The following is a 19,894-nucleotide window of genomic DNA, read 5'->3' as shown; positions in this document are numbered from 1 at the left end:
GCCCCCCGGTGCTACTTGCGCGCGTCCTCACGCGCGCGAGTAGCACCGGACCGCGCGAGCATCGCGTCGACGGGACCCCTGCCCAAGCGGCCCCACAGCTGTCCCAGCCGCACCCACAGCTGCCAGTACGCCACACCCACGACGAGTGACGCCGCGAACGCGAGCCACGGGTCGATGTCCCGCAGTTGCGGATAGACCGTGAAGTGGGTCAGGTAGATGTACAGCGACGACGCGGCGAGCACCTCGGCCGGCCGCACCAGCAGCACCGGCCACCACATCCGCGGCACCCAGATCAACAGGAGCAGCCCACCGATCACGAGCGCGGTGCGCTCGGGTTCGGCGTGGAAGAACCCCGGTACGGTCGCGATCGCCACGGCGGAGACCACCAGCCGTTGCCACCCCGCGTCGGCCCGGGCTGCCGCCCAGCCCAGCGGAAAGAGCCAGAACACCACGTACGAGGCGAGGATCTGACTGGTCGGCATGTCCGGCCCGAGCACCTCGTACCGGGTCAGCAGCCCCAGGCCCACCAGTCCGAGCGGGAACGCGAACGGGAATCGTCGCTCGTGCCGGTCGAACCACGGAACGGCGAGCAGCAGAGCCACCGCGACCAGCGCGTACACCAGTGCCTCGACGAACCAGTACCGCCACTCCCTCGTCCAGGCGGGCGGTCCGAACACCCCGTTGAGCAGCAGCACACTCGACCAGCGGTACTCGCCGGTGATCACGTGTACCGCGCCGATCCACACGGCGGCGGGTGCGGCGACCCGCGCGACACTGAGCAGGGTGGTGCGCAGCCGTTCGGCGCGAGGCTTGGGCAGCTGGAACCGCGCGTAGTTGTAGCCCGCGGCGGCGAGCAGCACATGCGCTCCCCCCACGAGGGCGAACAGGTGCAGGTGCGAGCCGACGATGAACACGATCGCCACGGCACGGATGAGCACGTTGGTCTCGACGGTCCGCCAGCCTCGCGGTGTCCGGCGCGACGACGGGCTCAGCTCGCGCAGCGGCGTCGTCGGCCAGTCCGCGGGCAGGTGCCCGAGCAGCCGCTCGAGCCGCACCGACATGCGCACGTACGACAGCGAGTCGCCCCCGAGGCCGACGAACGTGCTGTCGTCGGTGACGTCGTCGCGGCTGAGTACGTCCGCGTAGAGCTCCCGCAGTTGCCGGAGGTCGGCGGCCCGAGATTCGGGGGCCGGCCGCGGCGGCACCGGGGTAGCGCCCAGAGCGGCGACAGCGCGGTAGTCCGGTTTGCCGTTCGGTGTGCGGGGCAGCTCGGCCACGACGCACACCCGCACCGCGGACTCGGGCAGTCCGCTCGCGCGCGCCGCGACCGCCCGTACGTGCGCGGCGTCGGCGGACTCGACGGCGACGATCAGTTCGTCGTCGCCGCCGGCGCAGCACGCGGCGAGTTCGTGGCGCGTGAGGACGGATTCGATGCGTTGCAGATCGATGCGAAGACCGAACAGCTTCGCGAAGCGCGATCGACGGCCGACGATCCGGTACAGCCCGGCGTCGGTGCGGACGGCGAGATCACCGGTGCGCAGTTCGTCGACGGTGCGCCCCAGAGCCAGATCGGACGGGTCCGTGGCATAGCCGAGCATGACGTTGGGCCCGGTGTAGACGAGTTCGCCGGCACCGTCGCCGGCCTCGGGCACGGGGTCGATGCGGAAGGCGCCGCCGGGGACGGGGACGCCGATCGTGTCGGGGTGCTCCGCGGCGAGATGCGGGGGCAGGTAGGCCATGCGGGCGGTGGCCTCGGTCTGCCCGTACATCACGAAGAACCGCCACCCGCGGCGATGGCCGAGGCCGACGTAGCGGCGGACGCGGTCGGGGTCGAGGCGACCGCCGGCCTGGGTGACGTAGCGCAGGTGCGGCAGGGCCATGTCCGCGAAACCGACACGGTCGAGCAGGTCGAAGGTGTACGGCACGCCGGCGAGTGCACTGATCCGGTGCCGGTGCACGAGGTCCCAGAATCCGGGGTCGGTGACGGACCGGTCGGTGAGCACGACGCCGGCGCCCCGCAACAGGTGGCTGTGCAGCACCGACAGCCCGTAGCAGTAGTGCATCGGCAGCGTGGTGATCGCGCGGTCGGTGTCGCGGATGTCGAGGTAGTCGGCGATGGCCTCGGCGTTGGCCTGCACGTTGCGGTGCGACAGGCGGACGAGCTTGGGCGAGCCGGTCGAGCCGGAGGTGCTCAGCAGCAGCGCCAGGTCGGGGTGCAGGTCGTGGCCGGTGCCCTCGGCGAGTTCCTCCAGGCGGCCGCCGTCGACGACGACGTCGGGCCGGTACGCCTCGATCGTCGCGGCGAGGGCGTCGGGCCGGTCGCCGGGCACGAGCAGGACGGGATGGCCGGCGGACAGCGCCGCCAGGTAGGCGACGATCGCGTCGACGGTGTTGGCTCCGACGACGAGCACGAGCCGGCGGGTGGTGCCGAGTCGGTCGGCGATGCCGGCGACCCGCTCGGCCAGGTCGCGATAGGTGATCTCGGCGCCGTCGCAGACGAGTGCGGTCCGTTCGCCGTGCTCGGCGAGGCGTCGGACGAACGGAACCGTCGGACAGTCGACGAGCTCGGTGGAACGTGGTGACACCGCGGCAGTCTATAAGGTTTGGCTGTCCTGAATCCAGGCTCGGGCGGGTTCGCGGAGCAGGGCGAGGCGGCTGAGCAGCCGGTCGACGTCGGGTTCGGCGGGGACGGACGTCGCGAAGTCGGCGCGCGCGACGGTGGCGCACACGGTGAGCCGAACGCCGGCGTCGCACAGCACATCGACGACGTTGCCGAAGCGGCGCAGGGCGTCCGGGTCGACCTCGCGCAGCGGCGGGACGCCGGTGACGATCCACTCGGGGTGGTCGCGAAGGACTGCGAGGTAGTCGGCGGGCGCGGTGGGCGCGCAGCACAGGTCGGCGAAGTCGAACCAGACGACGCCGCCGCGCACGGCGAGCGCAGGCAGAGCCCGGCCCGACGGCCGCAGCGTTCGCCGCTCCCCCGGTTCCGGCAGGTCGAGGACGCCGGGCGAGAGGAACTCGCCCGACCCGAACCCGCCGTCCGGTGCGGGCGCGGCCGTGCGGCGACGGTCGATCGGCCCCCCGACCTCGACCACCTCCATCCGGCGTTCGAGCAGGACGATGGTGGGTTCGAACAGGTGGTGGAACAGGGGGTTGGGCAGCAACCCCGACGGCGGATAGTTGGAGGTGGCGACGAGCGCGACGCCCCGTCCGAGGAGGGTGCGCACGGCACGCGCGACGAGCATGCCGTCGCCGATGTCGTGGACGTGGAACTCGTCGAAGCACAGCACGCGGGCGTCGCCGACCGCGGCATCGACGGCGTCGTCGATCGAGCCGAGTCGATGCGCATGCGCATGCAGGGCGGTGAAGAAGCCGTGGAAGTGGTGCCGTCGCGCGGGCACGGGCACCGTCTCGAGAAACCGGTCCATCAGCCACGTCTTGCCCCGGCCGACCGGCCCCCACAGGTAGACGCCCGACGGGGAGGCCCGCCGGGCAGCGAGATCGCCACCGAGCCGATGCAGCGCCTCCGCGCCGGCGCGCTGGTGCGGATCGTCCACCGTCATCCTCCTCTGCACGTGCCGGGGACTCTACATGTGTAGAGTTCCGGGCATGGCCCGCAGTCCCGATCGCCGCGCCCTGATCGCCGAGACCACCCTCGACCTGATCGCCCGTGACGGACTGCGCGCCCTGACCCACCGGGCGGTGGACCGCGCCCTCGACCTTCCCGACGGTTCGTGCTCGTACTACTTCCGCACCCGCAGCGGTCTGATCGATGCGGCCGTGCGCCGTCTCACCGAACGCTCCCGTGCCGAGTTCGCACACTCCGGCCTCACCCGGCCACCGGCCCCGATCGACGTCGACGCCGCCGCGCGAGCGGTCGCGACGGTGCTCGACCACAACCTGAGCCACCGCCGCCGGGATCTGCTCGTGCGGTATGCCCTGGCCACCGATCCGACCATCGCCGCCGAACAGCGCGCCGCCCTGGCGACCTCTCTGTTCTCCCGCGAGGCCGCGCGCGGCCTCGCGCTCGCCTGCGAAGCCGAGGACGCCGACGGCGCAGCCGCCGATCTCGTGAGCCTGGCCGAGGGACTGACCGCGGACCGGCTGCTCGGCGCCCGGTCGCTGGACGGTGTCACCGCCGGCACGGAGGAGAGCGTCGCGCTACTGGCCCGGCCGATCGCGGTGTTCCTCCGGGGCCTGCGCCCCGAGCGGGACGTCGGCACCTGCGGATGCACGCGCACGTAATCGATTGCGGCAGGCGAGAACCGGAGGTGGACGCACCGGGATCGCGGAGGCGGTCCACTGGCACACTCAGGTACCGATCCCGGCAAACGACTCGCTGAGCGCCGCGATACCGGCGCGCACCGCGGGCCGGTCGTTGTCCCGGCGCCGGAGGGCGTAGATCTCCCGCTCCAACGTCGGCCGTACGGGCACGATCGCGATCGTCTCCGGCACCCACACCCGAGCCAGGCGCGGCACCAGTGCGGCGGCGAGGCCGTGCGCGACGAACTCGAGCTGGGCAGCGAACTCCGGCACCTCGTAACGGACCCGGGGCTCGACGCCCCGCTTGCGCAGCGTCTGGACCAGCCAGGTGTGGAAGACGGCACCCTTCGTCCAGGTCGTCCACGGCATCTGCGCGATCTCGTCGAGATCGACGTAGTCCCGGTGCGCCAGAGGATGATCGATCGGAAGCGCAACGTCGGCGGAATCACGGTGCACGAGCGTGCATACCGCCGCTTCGGGGAGCTGGAACGGCATCGTGACCCAGCTGTCGACGACGGCCAGATCCAACTCGCGCCGAACAACCGCAGGGACGAGTTCCTCGGTCTCACCGACGACGAAACCGATCCGGAGTCCGGCGTGGCGGCGCTGCAGGGCGGCGATCGCCGCCGGAGCGACGACCCGGCTCGCCGACGCGAACGACCCGATCCGCAGGTCTCCGACCACGTCGCGCTCGAGGGACACGACCTCCGATTCTGCTTGCGCCAGAAGGGATATCACCTCTCGCCCACGGCGCGCCAGCAGGCGGCCCGCATCGGTGAGCTGCACTCCGCGACCGGACGGCACCAGCAGCGCCACACCGACCTCGCGCTCGAACTTGTGCAACTGCTGCGATACCCCCGACGGGGTCACATGCAGGGCCTGCGCCGCCGCACTGATCGAGCCGTACTCGGCGACCGCACACAGGGCCCGGAGGCGCTCGACGCTCAACACGGTAGTAACTCTACCGATTCATCGGCACGAATATTTACTTGTGCTCACGGGTCGGCCCCTCGAGAATTCGAGCATGACCTCCGGACCGCGCCTGCCGCCTGTGCTCGTCGCCCGCCCCCGCTTCACCGTCACCCCCGTGGATCCGCGGGTGACGGTGCTGGCAGGTGCCGCGGCGACGTCGCTGACGGCCGGCCTGATCAAGCTCTCCGGGGTGTCGCCGGCGACATCGACCCTCTTCCGGTGCGCATTCGCTCTTCCCGTACTGGGCCTTCTTGCGCTGCAAGAGATTCGGCGACACGGAGGCATTTCACGCCGCGTGCTCGCCACCCAGGCGCTCGGCGGCGCGATGCTGGGCATCGACTTCGCGCTGTGGGCACGATCGATCGAGATGATCGGTGCCGGAATCGCCACGGTCGTCGTCAACGTCCAGGTCGTCGTCGTCCCGCTGCTGGCGTGGCTGGTCTTCCGCGAACGGGTTCCGGTGCGCTTCGTCCTGGCGGTTCCCTTCCTGTTCGCCGGTGTCGCGCTCGCCGGTGGAGCCCTGTTCGGCGGCGGCGAGACCGATCGGTCGATGTGGGGAACACTGCTGGCACTGGCCGCAGGCCTCGCGTACGGCACCTACCTCTTCGTCGCCGGTCGGGCGGGTTCGGAACGAAGAGCCTCCTCGCAGGTGTTCGTGTCGACTCTCGTCGCCGGCGTCGTCGGCACTTCCGTCGGCTCGCTGTGGGGCCCGGTCGACCTCACCCCCGGTTGGCCCGCCCTCGGATGGCTGGCGATGCTGGCGCTGAGCGGCCAGGTGCTCGGCTGGGTCCTGATCGGAATCGGCCTCCCCCGGCTCCCGTCCGAGGTCGGCGCGACGCTGTTGCTCGCTCAGCCCGTGCTGGCGATGGGGGTGGCGATCGCCCTCGTGCACGAGCGCCCCACTCTCGTCCAGTCGATCGGATGCGCGGTCGTGGTCGCCGCCGTCTGGTTCGTCAGCCGCGCACCGGCGACCCCCGAGCGGCACGACCGGCAGGCGCCACCCCCACAAATCGATCCCATCTCGTTATCCACCCGCCCCCGCGCCGTGTGCCCACCCGCCGACCTGGGGGCACGCCGCGGCGCACAGCAGAGTACATCGGTGTAATTCTCTGTGGCCCAGCGCAATTCTGCACTCGAGGGCTGCACATCGCGCTGCCGCACCGGATAATCCCTACCATGCCCCCAGCCCGCGCCTCCGTCCCGGCGCCGATGCTCGCCACCGCCGGCCGCCCGCCGATCGGCACCGGATGGGCGGTGGAGATGAAGTGGGACGGCGCACGCACGGTGGCGATGTGCGACGGCGAGCGGTGCCGGCTCCACAGCCGCAACGGCAGGGACGTCTCCGGGATCTACCCGGAGCTGACGATCGCGCTGTCGGCGCTGGCTCGCGGCCGTCCGACGGTCGTCGACGGCGAAATCGTCGCGCCCGACCCGCGGACCGGGGCGCCGTCGTTCCCCCGGCTGCAGAGCCGCATCCACGTGGCGAAACCGACGGCCGCGCTGATCAGGACCACACCCGTGGAGTTCTACGCGTTCGACCTGCTCGCGCTCGACGGCGCACCGACGACCGGGCTGCCGTACCTCGAACGCCGTCGCCGGCTGGTCGACCTGTCGATGTCCGGTCCTCTGGTCCGCACCCCACCGCACTGGATCGGCACCGATACGAAGATCCTGCTCGACCTCGCCCGCGACCACGGTCTCGAAGGCATCGTCTGCAAGCGGACCGACTCGACCTATCAGCCGGGACGCCGGTCCCCGGCATGGATCAAGACGGCGCTGCGCAGGAACACCGAGGCCGTCGTCGCCGGGTGGTTGCCGGGCACCGGTCCGCACCGCGCCACCTTCGGGTCCCTGGTCCTCGGCGCCCACGACGACGACGGTCGTCTCGTCCACATCGGCAACCTCGGCACGGGCTTCACCACCGCGGGGCGACGGGCCCTGTGGGAGCGGCTCGACGAACTCGAGCGGCCCACCTATCCGTTCGACGTCACGCCGCCGGCCCCCGTCGTCCGGGCCGCCCGGTGGGCCGAACCCGTACTGGTCGGCGACGTCGAGTACCGGGAGTTCACGGGCGACAGTCTCCGGCACCCCAGCTGGAAGGGGTTGCGACCGGACAAGGAGCCGGACGAGATCCTCGTTCCGCCGCTGCCGTAGCGCCGCGGGATCTCCCGGACGCGTCGTCCACCGTCACGGCGGCCGGTGGTGACCTCGGGTCACGGGAGTGGGACGCCGACCTCGTCGACCGCCAGCCACAGCCCGCCGAACTCCTCCACCCGGTGGCACAGCACCTGCCCGGGTTCCTCGTCGGCATAGAAGTACAGCGGATGCCCGGCGTACGTGACCTGGGTGGTCCCGTCGGAGCGCGCCGTGGTCCCCAGCAGTGCCTGGTCGGCGTCGCCGGCCGCGACGGGGGCGCCGACGGTGAGGACCGGCGGCCACGCCACGGCGCAGTCCCCGTAGCAGTCGGGAACCGTGCCCACCTCCCGGTCGAAGATGTAGATCGCCTGGTCCGTCCGGTCGAAGAGCATCTCACCGAGGGGACCGTTCGCCGTGGTGACCACCGTCGACTCTCCGGCCGCGGTCACCGCGGGGCCCGACTCCGGGGCGGCATCGTCGGTGCTGTCGTCCGTCGCCGCACAGGCGGTGGCGACGAGCATCGCGAGCGGGAGGATCGCGCACCGCGCGGCAGGGGCACGCCCGCCGAGTCGCGCCGTCACCGGTGCTCGGGATTCTCGAACGAAGGATGACAACCGGCATCCCACAGGGAGCGTTGATTGCCCCCGACTGGAAAACCGCCGGCCCGCACGAGCAGCGCGGCGGTGTGCATGAGGTTGTAGGTCATGAAGGCGGTGTTGCGGTTGGTGAAGTCGTTCTCCGGACCGCCCGACCCCGGATCGAGGTATGACGGGCCCGGACCGGCCTCCCCGATCCAGCCGGCGTCGGCCTGCGGCGGGATCACGTATCCGAGGTGCTGCAGGCTGTAGAGGATGTTCATCGCGCAGTGCTTGACGCCGTCCTCGTTGCCGGTGATCAGGCAACCGCCGGCGCGACCGTAGTACGCGTACTGGCCGTGCTCGTTGAGCAGCGACGAACAGCCGTAGAGACGTTCGACGACCTTCTTGGTGACCGACGAGTTGTCACCCAGCCAGATGGGGCCGGCGACGACGAGGATGTGCGCGGCGAGGATGCGCTCGAACAACTGCGGCCATTCGTCGCTCGGCCACCCGTGCTCCGTCATGTCGGGGTACACGCCCGTCGCGATGTCGTGGTCGACGGCCCGGATCTGGTCCACCCTGACGCCTTCCCGTTCCATCAGCGCCACACTGCGATCGATCAGCCCCTGCGTATTGCTGGTCTCGGGCGACCGTTTGAGTGTGCAGTTGACGAACATGGCGCGCAGCCCCTCGAACCGGCGCGATCCGTCCGTGCCCTGCAACCCCTCGAAAGCCGGTTCGGTCATGGGTCCTCCCACACGAGATCCGCACGCCCACGATAGACCGCGACGACTGCCCACGGAAGCGGTTCCGCGTCCGTCCTGCTGCCGGCGACCTCCGGTAACGTGCGGAACATCTGGCCCAGGGAAGGGACCGGCACCGGTGACGGACGAACTCGACGCAGCCTCCTACCGCGACCGGATCGCGGCCGCACTGACCACGTACGCCTGCGGAGACGCGTTCGGCGTCCCCTGGGAGGGCGCGGACTCCGCGGACATCGATCTCGGGACGGCGGCAACCCTGCCCGTCCGGCCGGGCCGGCCCCGGGGCGCGACGTCCGACGACACGGCGCTCACCCTCCTCGTGGCCGAGGTGCTGACGACGACCTCGAACGAGGACCCGGGCTCGAGGTTCCTGCGTCTGCTCAGCGAGCGCGCCGAGACCGTCCCGGGCCTGGGGCCCTCCACACTGGCCGCGATCCGGGCCTTCCGCGAATCGGGCCGGCGTCCCGAGACCGGTGGCGACACGAACGGCGCTGCGATGCGGGCTCTTCCGGCCGGTTGGGCGGTTCCGGTCGACGAACCGGATCGCCGGCGCGCACTCAGCCTGGGTCTGTCCCGGGTGACGCATCCGTCACCGGACGCGCAGTGCGCGGCAGCGGTGATCTCGGCGTGCGCCTCGTGGTCGCTGGAAGGCGCGGACGCGCAGCGGTTGCTCGAGGTGGCCCGCGACGAGGCGCGCATCGCGACCGGGGAATTCGGTGGTGGCCGTCGTCTGGGGGACCTCCTCGCCGCGGTCGCGACGGACCGCTGGAGCGCCGCCCCGTCGGGCGTTTCGCTCGAACCGTACGACACCGTCGCCGCCGTGCTGCACTGCATCGTCACGGCGCGGTCGCCGATCGACGCCATGCGCGCCGCCGTCGCGCTCGGCGGGGACACCGACACGGTCGCCGCCCTCGCAGGCGGTCTGCTCGGTGCCGGATTCCCGTCCGCGGAGGCAGCGCTCACGCAGATCCCCTGGTCGTCCGCGGTGCTGCTGCCGGACGCGGCCGTCGTCACCGGATTCGCGACCGGTCTTGCCGCGGCGCGAGCCGCCGGCCGGTAGACCGCCGGTCACAGGACGCGGTCTCGGTGCGGCGCCGCCGGCCGGGAGGCGAAGGCGCCGCGGCGTTCGTGCCGGTGTCGTCCATGACGGTCGACGGGAACGGGTGTGGCGTCTTCACGGGAGAGCGTGGAACTCGAGCTGGGCTGCCGGTGCGGAACCGTCGGAGCAGTTGCCGGGGTGCGCGTCGAGACGGGTATCGAACGTCAGGCCGCCTGTGCGACCTCCGCGCTCGTCACCGGGATCGACTGCTGCGATTCCGCCTGCGCGACGGCCGCCGAGGGCGCACCGCAATGCCCGGTCGCCCGGCACACCAGGTGTGTGGCCGCGCAGAAGATCCCACCGAGTACTGCCCACAGCAGCGAACCGAACATCCACAGCCCCACCACCGCCACGGCCAGAATCAGTATGCCGTCCAGCACGAAAGCCATCGTGGGATGTGCAACCAGCGGTTCGTCGTTGCCCTGCCGTTCCGACTCCATACGCCCGTCTCCTTTCCTGCCGACTCCGTATCCGATACCCCGCTCGGACGGAATCCACACCCCGGGTGCACGAACCCGGGAGGCGCCGCAACGAACGCGATACGCGTTCGACTGGCGACATCGTTTTGTGATGCGATACAAATCAGTGCATAATGTGAGAGCGATCACATTGTGGTACGGCAGGGGGTACATCGTGATCCATACCTTCGAGGGTCGGCACAGGTTACCGACCGATAACGACGAGGCCGACGAGTCCCGCTCGCGTCTGCGGCACACGTCCGGCACGGCGGGCGTCGCCTGCGCGGTAGCGGCAGCCATGACGGTCGCCGTCACCGGTTCGGTGCTGCTCGGACTCGCGATCGCGGTATCCGTTCTGGTGGCCGTGGCCGTCGCCGCCGTCATGATCTGACGTCGCGGGGCCGGCCTCGGGGAGCGCCGAGGACTCGGCACGGCGATCCGGATCGTGTTCTTCCGCGACGACTTCTTCCGCGACGACTTCTTCCGCGACGACGACGCGCCGGCCTGCATGGCGAACGTCCCGCCCTCCGGCCGAGGGCGGGACGTTTCGGGCTCAGCTCAGCGCCGGTCGCGGACGGTGTGTGCGGCGTCGCGTGCGTCACCCTGCACCGTGCGCGCGGCGCCGGCACCTTCCTCGGCGACGGTCGTCGCGGCATCCCGAGCCGTGTCGGCGACCGCGTGCGCCGCCTCCTGCGCGGGCTGCGCGAGCCGCTGAGCGGTGTCCTTGGCAGCGTCGGTAGCTTCCTGCAATGCCGGCTCCGCGGTCTCCTTCAGCGCGACGGCGGCCTGCTGCTCGGACCGGCTGGCGGGCACCAGCGCGGCCGCCACGAGGCCGGCGCCGAACGCGATCAGCCCGACCGCCAAGGGATTGCCCTGCGCCTGCTGCTGCGCGGTGGCGGGCACGCCGCGTGCCGCGTCGGTCGCCGACGACACGGCCGAGCGGCCGGTGTCCGACAACTGCGACGTCGCGTCCTGCGCCGTGCCCATGACCCTGTCCCGCATCCGGGACAGCGAGCCGCCGATCCCGCCGACCTTGCGCCGGGCGATCGTCGAGGGCCGCGCCCGATCGGCGAGCGTGTCGACGTCGGCGCTGAGACTGCGTCGCGTACGGTCTATTTCGGCGCGGATCCGATCCGGGTCGTCGGTGTTCGTCATCGCTTCTCCTGGGGATGAGGGGCAAGTGCTCCGGGCACCTGGGAAAGGGTTTCGGTGGTGCGGGGAAGTCCTTTGGCGCGAGCCAGCTCCGAGCGTCCCAGCACGGCCAGCAGCGTCGCGACGACCGCCCACACGACGGTCACGACGAGGGCCGACCAGCCGCGGCCGATCGCATTGCCCAGCGCCCACCATGCGGCGATGGACAGGAACAGCAGCACGAAGTGCGCCGCCACCGCGGCGCCGGCCAGCATGCCGGCGCCCTTGCGGGCACGGGTCGCGGTCTGGGTGGCCTCGGCCTTCGCCAGTGCCAGTTCCTGGCGCATCAGGGTGGACAGGTCACCGCTGACATCGGCGAGCAACTCGCCCAGCGAGCGCTGGTCGCCGGCTCGATTGTGTTCTGCGGGAGGAAGAGTCACGGCCGCACCTCCCCACCGGGATGCGGCGGTGCATATCCGCCGGGCGGCGGGGTGCCCGTCCCCGGCGCCGAGTAGCCGCCGGGCATCGGAGCCCCCGTCGCGGGTCCCGCAGGATACGTTCCGGGCGCCGACGTGCCGGGTCCCTGCGCCGGGTACGCGTATCCGGCGGGCCCGCCGGCGCCGGGATCGGCGGCGGTGAACCCGGGGTGCGCGACCCCTGGGGACTGCGCCGTCGGCGAATGAGGCGCGGGAGAAGCCGGGTCGGAGGAATGTGTTGTCGCGGAACCTGATCCGGAGTCCGCGTCCTTCAGTCCGCGACCGAGCCGGCCGAGGACGAATCCCGCTCCCGCAGCGAGGGCGATGAAGGCCCCCGGTCGACGCCGGGCGAAACCGCTGACCTCGTGCAGGACTCCACCCGGCTCCCGCTGTTCGAGCCAGGAGGCGACGGTGTCGGCTCGGTCGGCCGCCTGGCGGACGAGGTCACCGGCCATGCCGGGCTGCTCCGAGTCGCGCGCCATCGAACCGAACTGCGCTCCGAGCGTGCGCAACCCCTCGGCAACCTTCTTCTGCTGTCGAGCGGCCTGGTCGGTCAGTTCGTCCCGGGTGCGCCGCAGCACGTCCTGGGCCTGCGCAGTCGCTTCGTTCTTCACGCGGGCAGCCTGATCGCCGGCCGTTCCGGCCACCTCCCGGCCTGCGTCCGCGGCTCGCCCGGCGACCCGGCCGGCCTGTTCCTGCGCGACCTGCGCCGACGACGCATCGTCCGGTTCGCCGCGTGCCGTCCGATACTCGTCGAGACGGTGCCGGGGCTCCGGTATCGGACCGTCCGGGGAGGTGAAGGGTTGCTCGGTGAGCGGGTCGGTGCTCCGTCCGCCCGGGTCCGGGTATCCGCTGTACGTCATCAGTGTTGTCCTTCCGAGGGGATCGGGAATACGGCCGGCACTTCTGCACGGTCCTGCCTGTGCCGGGCCGTCCCGCCGTGTCACCGGCGGTCGCCGATGGTCGTCGATCTCCACCAGCCGTACGCCCCCCGCTTACCCGGGTCCGGGAGAGGCAAACGTGCCGCATATCCGGCATTACCGACGGTTCCGGCAGTTCCGGCAGTTCCGGCGGTCGGCCGGAACCCGCCACCCCGTAGCCCGCATCAGCCGGTGACCACCAGCAGCCAATCCTCCGCGCCACCGACGTTCGTTCCCGGCGTGGACACGTTTCCGTCCCGGTCCACCTGCGCCGGCAACGCGGGCGCTGCGGCATCGGCGGGATCGATCCAGGCGTAGCTCGCTCCCTGCGGGATCAGGGAGAGCGCGAGCCGGATCGTCCGCTCCGTCGGCACATAGACGACGGCGAGGGCGCCGTCCGGCGTGCGTGCGGCGGTGACGTAGTCGTTGTCCAGGACGTCCACCGTCTCGTCGTCCGTCGCGCGGGTCCCGCGCCCGTCGAGGACGAACGGGTCGTCGACGTCCGGCACCAACTGCCACCACGCCCACGACGCCCACAGGTCACGGAGAGCTCGGAGTTGCGTGACGGCGGGGGTATCGAGACGCGCTTCCCAGCCGTCCCGGAACTCCCAGTCGTCGGAGCCGCGGAACTCCCCCGGGGAGCCGGATGTCAACGCCCACAGCGCTTGGCGGCGAAGCGTCTCGTCGGTCGTCGGCGCAGTCTCGGGCTGGTTGTTCTCGCCCTCGTAGTTGCCCTCCGCGAACACGGCAGGACGCGGATCCCGGACGCCTGCCGGTCGCTCGTACCCGTCCAGCACGGCCTTGTAGGTCGGCAGGTAGGTGTAGACGAAGTTCCAGTCCACCAGTGGCTCCCAGAACGGGTTGTCCGTGGAGAGCGATTTCTGGGGGCCGAGCTGTATCGAGAACGGCCTGTCCGAGCCGGCCGCCCTGATCCCGTCGAGCACGGCGCGCAGTACCCGGTCCGATTCGGCCCCGGCGGCAGCGTCGTCCGTGTCGGGCGAATAGTCACCGCCGGTCAGCCAGACGATGTTCGGGAACCGGGCGTATCGCTGGGCGATCATCCGGCCGTAGACCGCAGCCTGTTCGGGAGTGGCCGATGCGAACACGCCCGAGAGGTTCCACCCGTCGATCGGATACAGGAACAACGTGTTTCCGTACCGGCACGCGATTCGGGCGTACTCGTCGACGCGCTCCCAGTACGGCTCGTTCCATGCGGTGATGTCGCCGCCGACGAACGGTTCGATGCCGTCGAAAGTGGCTCCGTTCTCGTTCGGCCCGCCGTTGTCGGGGTCGGCGATCACGGAGACGAGGGCCGCGTCGAACCCGTGCGCTGCTCGATTCGCGAAGTACAGCTCGGCCTGCTCGGGCGACCAGTCCGCCATGCCGGACCACGGCGAGTCCCCGCGGATCAGAATCGGGTCACCGTGCTGATCCTCGAAGTAGCGGCCGTTGCGACCGACGGAGGAGACGTAGCGATGGCCGGCGCTCTCGGCGACGTCGCACGCGGCGGCCGCCGGGACGGTCGCCGGCGGCGACGAAGGAACCCGCGGCCCGCCGCGGTCCGTGCAACCGGCGACGCAGAGCAGGACCAGAAGGGACAGGGCGGAGTGTCTGTTCACGGTTCTCCCACCCGGCTGCGCGCTCGACGGAGTGCGCGTCCGACGAGGCTTCAGCCGTTCCACCGGCCCCGGGGCCGTACGGGTTCGGCTCCGGATGCGCTCAGCCGAGTCTATGCCGTCGCGACCCGGCCGGCCTGAGCCTTCCGTGCCGGACACCGGCCCGATCGGTCCTGAGCGGTCCCCGTGCCGTGAGCCGAGCGCCCGTTCCGCCTCGAACGCCACCCGGTCCGGCTTACCGTGAGCGTGCGGCGGCATGTTCGCGCCCGGGCGATCACCGGCCGCACACACACGGAGAGGGAGCACGTTGAACGATCTCCTCCGGCAGGTCGCCGAACTGCGCACGGATCTGCGGGCCCTGGACCGGCGGGTGCGCTCCCTCGCCGATGCGTTCGACATGGTGGAGCCGGCGGCGGACGACGACACCGGCGAGGCCAACCTGCGGGAGGTCATCGACAGCCTCAGCGACGCCCATCTGGATCTGAGCACAGCGGACAAGCATCTCGAAGCTGTCGCGTCCCACGCGGCACGCCTGCGCGGCTGAGCTCGTCGGCCGTCGCGGCGGACATCACCGCGGTAGGCTCGGGCTCGCCACTGTTCGACCACGACGGCCGGTCCCACCGGCGCCGCAGGAGGCAGTTACATGAACGGTGCCGTCGGCAGCGACCCGCGGATCGCCCACCACCCCGCCTCCAGGGGTGCGCCCGACACCGGGCATCTGCCGCAGCGGCCCCGCGTGGTGGTCGTCGGCGCCGGCATCGCAGGACTGACCGCCGCCACCGCGCTCGCCGAGCGCGGCGTGGAAGTCGAGGTGCTCGAACGCGAGGCGTACCTGGGCGGACGGGTCGGCGGCTGGCGTGAACGTCTCGACGACGGCACCGGACTCGCCATGAACCGCGGGTTCCACGCCTTCTTCCGGCAGTACTACAACCTGCGCCGGTTGTTGCGACGGACCGACCCCGATCTGCAGCGGCTGACGGCGGTCGACGACTATCCGCTCGTCGACGGCGCGGGCCGGCGCGACACCTTTCGCGGAATTCCCAACACCCCACCGTGGAACGCACTGGTGTTCGCGCTGCGCAGTCCCACGTTCCGGCTGCAGGATCTGGTGCGCATCGACGTGCGGGCCGCGGCCCCGCTCGCGACCGTGTCCGTGCCGGAGATCTACGACCGGCTCGACGACGTCGACGCCCAGACCTTCCTGCAGCGCATCCGTTTTCCGGAGGCGGCCAATCACCTCGCGTTCGAGGTGTTCTCGCGCAGCTTCTTCGCGCCCCCGGCCGGGATGTCGGCCGCCGAGCTGGCCACGATGTTCCACATCTACTTCCTCGGCTCCGCGGAGGGCCTGCTGTTCGACGTCGCCACCGGCAACTTCGACACCGCCCTGTGGGGACCGCTCGGCCGGTATCTCGAGGGCCACGGCGCGCGCATCCGGACCGCCACCGCGGTGACCGGCATCGAACCCGGCGGCACCCGGACCTTCCGCATCCACGACGACACCGGCGGCAGCACCGACGCCGACGGCCTCGTCCTCGCACTCGACGTGGCCGGATTGCGCGCCCTCGTCGACGCCTCGCCCGATCTCGGTGATTCCGGGTGGCGCTCGCGGGTGCAGCACCTGCGGTCCGCTCCCCCGTTCCTGGTGCAGCGGCTCTGGCTGGATCGCCCAGTCGCCACGGACCGCCCGGCATTCCTCGGCACCGGCGGCCTGCGCCCGCTCGACAACATCAGCGTGCTCGACCGCTACGAGGAGGAGGCCCGCGGCTGGGCCGCTCGCACGGGCGGTTCGGTCGTGGAACTGCACGCGTACGCCGCCACCGGCGACGGAGTCGGCGAATCGCGTTCGCCCGAGGATGTGCAGGCGCAGGTGCTCGCGCGCCTGCACGCGATCTACCCCGAGACCGCCGCCGCCCGCGTCGTCGAGGAACGCACGCTGTGGCGCCAGGACTGCCCCCTGTTCGGGGTGGGCGATTTCGCGCACCGGCCCACCGTCCGCACCCCGCACGAGCGGCTGATGCTCGCCGGCGACGGCATCCGCATCGACCTGCCGGTGGCCCTCATGGAACGCGCGGCCACCACGGGGTGGGAGGCCGCCAATGCCCTTCTCGCCCAATGGGGCATTGCCGGCCACGACCTGTACACGGTTCCCACCCGGGGCCGCTCGACGGTCCTGCGCCGGCTCGCCGCCCTGGAAAGGCGCCCCGCATGAGCGTGCTCGATCCGCTGTACCGTCGCTGGCCCGCCACCTGGCCCGTCCAGCCCATGGATCCGGACCACTGGGCCGCACAGGCGCCCACCTACCGGGGTGCCCGCCCCGAGCTGATCAACGCCGTCCTCGACCGCTCGCAGCGCCGCCCCTCCGGCAACTGGTACGTCGTGGCCGCCAGCCGGGACATCGGTGCGGAGCGTCCCTTCGGCGTCACCGTCGCCGATGTCGAACTCGTCGCCTGGCGCGACGGCGAGCAGGTGATCGTCGGCCCCGGCGCGTGCCCCCACCTCGGCGCGCCGATGTCGCTGGCAGCGGTGGACTGCGGTGCGCTGGTCTGCCGTTGGCACGGTCTACGCATCGACGCCGCAGGCGCGTACGGCTGGAAACCCTTCCCGAGTCACGACGACGGGGTGCTCGTATGGGTCCGGCTCGACCACGTCGGCGGGGAGACACCGACGGAACTGCCCGTCGTCCCCGAGCGTCCGACCGCCGACTCCCGCATCGCAGCCGTCGCCACCCTCGTCGGGGTGTGCGAACCCACCGACATCGTCGCCAACCGCCTCGACCCGTGGCACGGCGCCTGGTTCCATCCGTACTCGTTCGCCCGCCTCGAGGTGGTCGAGGCACCCTCCACCCACGGCAGCCCGGGCGACGAGGACCGGTTCGTCGTCGACGTCACCTTCCGGGTCGCCGGCCGGATGGGGGTTCCGGTCCGCGCGGAATTCACCAGCCCCGAACCGCGCACCGTCGTCATGCGCATCGTCTCGGGCGAAGGCGTCGGGAGCGTGGTCGAGACCCACGCGACCCCGCGTGGCACCGGCCCGGACGGCCGTCCCCGGACGGCGATCGTCGAGGCCGTCGTCGCCGACTCCCCCCGCCCGGGGTTCGGCATGGCCACCCGGCGCGCGGCCGCCGCCCTCCGCCCCCTCATGCAGCGCACGGCCACCCGGCTGTGGCGCGACGACCTGGACTACGCCGAGCGTCGCTATCAGCTCCGTGCCGCGACCTCACCGGGCCCCGTGCCCGGACGCTGACTGCGCCGCATCCCCGTCCCGCCGCCGCACCGTAGGTCGCCTCGGATTCGGGTCCGAGGACCCTGGTCCGCGCCGCGGCCCGCGCGCACAGTCGAGACATGCTCGACACCGTCCTCGACATCTTCCGGGTGCGCCAGTACTTCGACGTTCTCGCCCGCGGTCGGGACGTGGTCGACGGCGTGCGCACCGACACCGGATTCCTCGTCGACGTCGCGCGGGCGGCCCTGCAGCGGCCGTCGGGCCTATGGGACCGGGAACTGCATCCGTTTCCCGCGTTCGAGCCCTTCCGGGTCCGTGTCCGGGAGGGCGATCGGATCGCGCTGGCCGCGACCGGGGGCAGCGGAGCGCTCGCATCGCTGGTCGGGGTGGCCCGCGCACTGGAGGAGGGCGGGATCCGGCCGTCGGTCGTCTCGCTGTGCTCCGGTTCCGCGCTGTTCGGCTTCCCGATCGCAGCGGGCGTCCCCGCCGACGAGGTCGCAGCATTCACCCTCGCACTCGACCCCGCGGACTACATCGACGTCGACTGGCGACGCCTGCTCACCGTCGCACCGACCGTGGGCCGCGGCTTCGCCGGCATCCTGCGTGGCGACGCGCTCGAGGCCACGTACCGGCGCCTGCTCGGCGACATGACGCTCGCCGCGCTGCCCGTACCCGCCTACGCGCCGATCTGGAACATCGAGCAGAACCGCCTCGAGTACCTCGGGCCGCGAACGTATCCCGACCTGTCGGTGGCCCGGGCCGTGCACATGGCGGTCGCGCTGCCGCTGTTCGTCGCCCCCGTCGCACTCGGTGGGTTCCACTGGTGCGACGGCGGGATCGTCGACATCTTCCCCGTCCACCCGCTGCTCGACCTCGAGCAGCCGTGCGAGGTCACCCTCGCCGTGAACGGCTTCTACCCGCCCGGCTTCGAAGGCGAGGACGCCACCGGCTGGGCTGAACGCCGCGCGAGCATCCTCTACATCGCCGCTCAGGTCCGCACGTCCCAGCAGGTCGAGCTGGCACGGGAGAACCTGGCGCGGCTGCGCGCGGCCTCGCGCGTCTCGATGATCGAGCCGGTGCCGTACGCGAAGGTGCGGGGCGTCGGTTTCTACCGGCAGTTCCTCGGCACCCGGGACTGGCCGGAGTTCATGCGCGCCGGACGCGCCGCCGCCCGCCGTGTCCTGACGGCATGACTCGTCGGCAGCCGAAGTTGTCGGACCCCTGCGGCACTGTGTACAGCGTGCCCGTACGGGTACCACTCGACCGAACGGCTCGGGAGATTCCACGGGAGGTTCGACATGGTGAACGTAACGATGTTCCGTCGGGTGATCGCGCCGACCGCGGTGGCGTTCCCCTCCTCCGCGCTCGCGGACGCCCTGGTCGCTGCGGCGGCCGACGTGCCGCTGCACGGATCGGTGGCCCGCACGGTGGCGAGCAGCGTGGACGACGCGGCGCGGGCGCTGACCGCCGACGAGGGCGGGTTGTTCCCGTCGCAGGCGGCCGTCCTCGTCTACGAGTGCTTCGTCGGGGCGATACACGGGCTCGACACGATCGACACCGCGGTGGCACTCGGCGCCGTCTTCACCGCCTACCTGGACCGGCTCACCGCCGCCGGTCCCGTTCCGACGGACGTCGCGGCAGCCTGACCGGCCGGCGGACCGGCCCGCGACGTGCAGGTCCGCGTTCCCGGGCCCCGCCGTGACCGCCGGTCACCGGTAGACTGAAGGTCGACCCTGCCGTGCACGGCAACCTGGTATGACGAGAAGCAGGCTCGGTAGATCGTGAGTGAAGGACGGAGTGGGCACGCGGTTTCGCCCGGCCGGGCCGAGGCCCGGACCCCGGAATCCCCGTTGCGCCGGCTGAAGCAGCGATGGCTCCGCTGGCGGCGGCGCATCGAGCGGCGTCCCTCCCTGAACCTGACGTACCGCATCACCGTCGGGACCTTCGGAACACTGGTGTTCCTGGCCGGCATCGTGGCCATCCCCTATCCCGGCCCGGGCTGGCTCATCGTCTTCGCCGGCCTGGGGATCCTGGCCTCGGAGTTCGCCTGGGCGCACCGTCTGCTGCACTTCGCGCGGGGCCGCTACGACCGCTTCATGCACTGGTTCGGACAACAGTCGCTGGTGGTACGGGGTGCGGGAGCGCTCACGACCGGCGCGATCGTGGTCATGACCCTGTGGCTGCTCGGCACCCTCAGTCTGGCCGGCGGCTGGGTCGGGGTCGACTACTCGTGGCTCGAAAGCCCGCTCTGAGCTTCTC

At 71.6% G+C, this 19,894-nt stretch carries 21 protein-coding genes; 11 read left to right on the top strand and 10 right to left on the bottom strand.

Annotated elements, in window-relative coordinates:
* Positions 1–11 precede the first annotated feature (11 nt).
* Both QNA09_RS01435 and zapE read right to left on the bottom strand, forming a co-directional pair.
* Entirely contained in the window at positions 12–2,585 is a 2,574-nt protein-coding gene (locus QNA09_RS01435; protein ID WP_048773371.1) for a non-ribosomal peptide synthetase, read from the bottom strand.
* Between the two features lie 9 nt (positions 2,586–2,594).
* Entirely contained in the window at positions 2,595–3,563 is a 969-nt protein-coding gene (gene zapE / locus QNA09_RS01430; protein WP_040273809.1) for a cell division protein ZapE, read from the bottom strand.
* A 46-nt stretch (positions 3,564–3,609) separates the two neighbouring features.
* Here zapE and QNA09_RS01425 point away from each other — a divergent pair, with 46 nt between their 5' ends.
* Positions 3,610–4,245, top strand: coding sequence for a TetR/AcrR family transcriptional regulator (locus QNA09_RS01425; protein WP_010594517.1), 636 nt, complete (start codon positions 3,610–3,612; stop codon positions 4,243–4,245).
* Between the two features lie 66 nt (positions 4,246–4,311).
* On the opposite strand, the gene QNA09_RS01420 is transcribed toward QNA09_RS01425, so the two are convergent.
* Positions 4,312–5,214, bottom strand: a complete 903-nt coding sequence (locus QNA09_RS01420; RefSeq protein ID WP_010594518.1) for a LysR family transcriptional regulator — start codon at positions 5,212–5,214, stop codon at positions 4,312–4,314.
* Between the two features lie 73 nt (positions 5,215–5,287).
* Between QNA09_RS01420 and QNA09_RS01415 the strand changes: the two genes are divergently transcribed.
* Positions 5,288–6,340 carry a DMT family transporter gene (locus QNA09_RS01415; protein WP_230831689.1) on the top strand — a complete coding sequence of 351 codons (1,053 nt, stop codon included), beginning with the start codon at positions 5,288–5,290 and terminating at the stop codon, positions 6,338–6,340.
* Positions 6,341–6,411: 71 nt separating this feature from the next.
* The gene (gene ligD, locus QNA09_RS01410) at positions 6,412–7,389 is read left to right on the top strand and encodes a non-homologous end-joining DNA ligase (protein WP_040273806.1); all 978 of its coding nucleotides are present in this window, start codon (positions 6,412–6,414) and stop codon (positions 7,387–7,389) included.
* Positions 7,390–7,448: 59 nt separating this feature from the next.
* Here the strand turns inward: ligD and QNA09_RS01405 are convergent, their stop codons facing one another.
* Together QNA09_RS01405 and QNA09_RS01400 are read right to left on the bottom strand one after the other, a co-directional pair.
* The gene (locus QNA09_RS01405; RefSeq protein WP_010594521.1) at positions 7,449–7,952 is read right to left on the bottom strand and encodes a hypothetical protein; all 504 of its coding nucleotides are present in this window, start codon (positions 7,950–7,952) and stop codon (positions 7,449–7,451) included.
* The gene (locus QNA09_RS01400; RefSeq protein WP_010594522.1) at positions 7,949–8,695 is read right to left on the bottom strand and encodes a flavodoxin family protein; all 747 of its coding nucleotides are present in this window, start codon (positions 8,693–8,695) and stop codon (positions 7,949–7,951) included. The genes QNA09_RS01405 and QNA09_RS01400 overlap by 4 nt, the downstream gene beginning before the upstream one ends.
* Positions 8,696–8,831: 136 nt before the next feature.
* On the opposite strand from QNA09_RS01400, the gene QNA09_RS01395 reads away from it, so the two are divergent.
* Positions 8,832–9,773, top strand: a complete 942-nt coding sequence (locus QNA09_RS01395; protein WP_010594523.1) for an ADP-ribosylglycohydrolase family protein — start codon at positions 8,832–8,834, stop codon at positions 9,771–9,773.
* A gap of 203 nt (positions 9,774–9,976) precedes the next feature.
* Here QNA09_RS01395 and QNA09_RS01390 read toward each other — a convergent pair whose 3' ends face one another.
* On the bottom strand, positions 9,977–10,252 hold the full coding sequence (locus QNA09_RS01390; RefSeq protein ID WP_010594524.1) for a hypothetical protein: 276 nt from the start codon (positions 10,250–10,252) through the stop codon (positions 9,977–9,979).
* Between the two features lie 193 nt (positions 10,253–10,445).
* On the opposite strand from QNA09_RS01390, the gene QNA09_RS01385 reads away from it, so the two are divergent.
* Entirely contained in the window at positions 10,446–10,661 is a 216-nt protein-coding gene (locus QNA09_RS01385; RefSeq protein ID WP_040273804.1) for a hypothetical protein, read from the top strand.
* A gap of 167 nt (positions 10,662–10,828) precedes the next feature.
* Here QNA09_RS01385 and QNA09_RS01380 read toward each other — a convergent pair whose 3' ends face one another.
* From QNA09_RS01380 to QNA09_RS01365, 4 genes are all read right to left on the bottom strand, one after another.
* On the bottom strand, positions 10,829–11,425 hold the full coding sequence (locus QNA09_RS01380; protein WP_040273802.1) for a DUF3618 domain-containing protein: 597 nt from the start codon (positions 11,423–11,425) through the stop codon (positions 10,829–10,831).
* Positions 11,422–11,841 carry a phage holin family protein gene (locus QNA09_RS01375; RefSeq protein WP_010594527.1) on the bottom strand — a complete coding sequence of 140 codons (420 nt, stop codon included), beginning with the start codon at positions 11,839–11,841 and terminating at the stop codon, positions 11,422–11,424. The genes QNA09_RS01380 and QNA09_RS01375 overlap by 4 nt, the downstream gene beginning before the upstream one ends.
* The gene (locus QNA09_RS01370) at positions 11,838–12,740 is read right to left on the bottom strand and encodes a hypothetical protein (RefSeq protein ID WP_040273799.1); all 903 of its coding nucleotides are present in this window, start codon (positions 12,738–12,740) and stop codon (positions 11,838–11,840) included. Before QNA09_RS01370 ends, QNA09_RS01375 begins: the two co-directional genes overlap by 4 nt.
* Before the next feature lie 242 nt (positions 12,741–12,982).
* A complete protein-coding gene (locus tag QNA09_RS01365; protein ID WP_017680929.1) occupies positions 12,983–14,416 on the bottom strand; it encodes a DUF4038 domain-containing protein in 1,434 nt (477 codons plus the stop codon).
* Positions 14,417–14,720: 304 nt separating this feature from the next.
* Between QNA09_RS01365 and QNA09_RS01360 the strand changes: the two genes are divergently transcribed.
* The 6 genes from QNA09_RS01360 (at position 14,721) to QNA09_RS01335 (ending at position 19,887) form a co-directional block, all read left to right on the top strand.
* A complete protein-coding gene (locus tag QNA09_RS01360; protein WP_010594530.1) occupies positions 14,721–14,957 on the top strand; it encodes a hypothetical protein in 237 nt (78 codons plus the stop codon).
* Between the two features lie 99 nt (positions 14,958–15,056).
* Complete coding sequence (locus QNA09_RS01355) at positions 15,057–16,622, top strand: FAD-dependent oxidoreductase (protein ID WP_017680930.1); 1,566 nt, start codon at positions 15,057–15,059, stop codon at positions 16,620–16,622.
* The gene (locus tag QNA09_RS01350; RefSeq protein WP_040273795.1) at positions 16,619–17,656 is read left to right on the top strand and encodes a DUF5914 domain-containing protein; all 1,038 of its coding nucleotides are present in this window, start codon (positions 16,619–16,621) and stop codon (positions 17,654–17,656) included. Before QNA09_RS01355 ends, QNA09_RS01350 begins: the two co-directional genes overlap by 4 nt.
* Positions 17,657–17,754: 98 nt before the next feature.
* Positions 17,755–18,828 carry a patatin-like phospholipase family protein gene (locus tag QNA09_RS01345; RefSeq protein ID WP_040273793.1) on the top strand — a complete coding sequence of 358 codons (1,074 nt, stop codon included), beginning with the start codon at positions 17,755–17,757 and terminating at the stop codon, positions 18,826–18,828.
* Between the two features lie 105 nt (positions 18,829–18,933).
* Positions 18,934–19,281, top strand: coding sequence for a hypothetical protein (locus QNA09_RS01340; protein WP_208643864.1), 348 nt, complete (start codon positions 18,934–18,936; stop codon positions 19,279–19,281).
* Positions 19,282–19,485: 204 nt separating this feature from the next.
* The gene (locus tag QNA09_RS01335; protein ID WP_010594536.1) at positions 19,486–19,887 is read left to right on the top strand and encodes a TIGR02611 family protein; all 402 of its coding nucleotides are present in this window, start codon (positions 19,486–19,488) and stop codon (positions 19,885–19,887) included.
* Positions 19,888–19,894: the final 7 nt, after the last annotated feature.

This window comes from Rhodococcus sp. AH-ZY2, assembly GCF_030916465.1.
Taxonomy (GTDB): Bacteria; Actinomycetota; Actinomycetes; order Mycobacteriales; family Mycobacteriaceae; genus Rhodococcus; species Rhodococcus ruber.
The sequence above is the reverse complement of the archived record's forward strand: the minus strand, read 5'-3'. Positions and strand labels throughout refer to the sequence as shown.

What these genes read in the sequence shown, in the direction of transcription:
- zapE (WP_040273809.1), bottom strand. Translation starts at nt 3,563, where the DNA reads ATGACGGTGGACGATCCGCACCAGCGCGCCGGCGCGGAGGCGCTGCAT.
- QNA09_RS01425 (WP_010594517.1), top strand. Translation starts at nt 3,610, where the DNA reads ATGGCCCGCAGTCCCGATCGCCGCGCCCTGATCGCCGAGACCACCCTC.
- QNA09_RS01415 (WP_230831689.1), top strand. Translation starts at nt 5,288, where the DNA reads ATGACCTCCGGACCGCGCCTGCCGCCTGTGCTCGTCGCCCGCCCCCGC.
- ligD (WP_040273806.1), top strand. Translation starts at nt 6,412, where the DNA reads ATGCCCCCAGCCCGCGCCTCCGTCCCGGCGCCGATGCTCGCCACCGCC.
- QNA09_RS01400 (WP_010594522.1), bottom strand. Translation starts at nt 8,695, where the DNA reads ATGACCGAACCGGCTTTCGAGGGGTTGCAGGGCACGGACGGATCGCGC.
- QNA09_RS01390 (WP_010594524.1), bottom strand. Translation starts at nt 10,252, where the DNA reads ATGGAGTCGGAACGGCAGGGCAACGACGAACCGCTGGTTGCACATCCC.
- QNA09_RS01380 (WP_040273802.1), bottom strand. Translation starts at nt 11,425, where the DNA reads ATGACGAACACCGACGACCCGGATCGGATCCGCGCCGAAATAGACCGT.
- QNA09_RS01370 (WP_040273799.1), bottom strand. Translation starts at nt 12,740, where the DNA reads ATGACGTACAGCGGATACCCGGACCCGGGCGGACGGAGCACCGACCCG.
- QNA09_RS01355 (WP_017680930.1), top strand. Translation starts at nt 15,057, where the DNA reads ATGAACGGTGCCGTCGGCAGCGACCCGCGGATCGCCCACCACCCCGCC.
- QNA09_RS01350 (WP_040273795.1), top strand. Translation starts at nt 16,619, where the DNA reads ATGAGCGTGCTCGATCCGCTGTACCGTCGCTGGCCCGCCACCTGGCCC.
- QNA09_RS01345 (WP_040273793.1), top strand. Translation starts at nt 17,755, where the DNA reads ATGCTCGACACCGTCCTCGACATCTTCCGGGTGCGCCAGTACTTCGAC.
- QNA09_RS01340 (WP_208643864.1), top strand. Translation starts at nt 18,934, where the DNA reads ATGGTGAACGTAACGATGTTCCGTCGGGTGATCGCGCCGACCGCGGTG.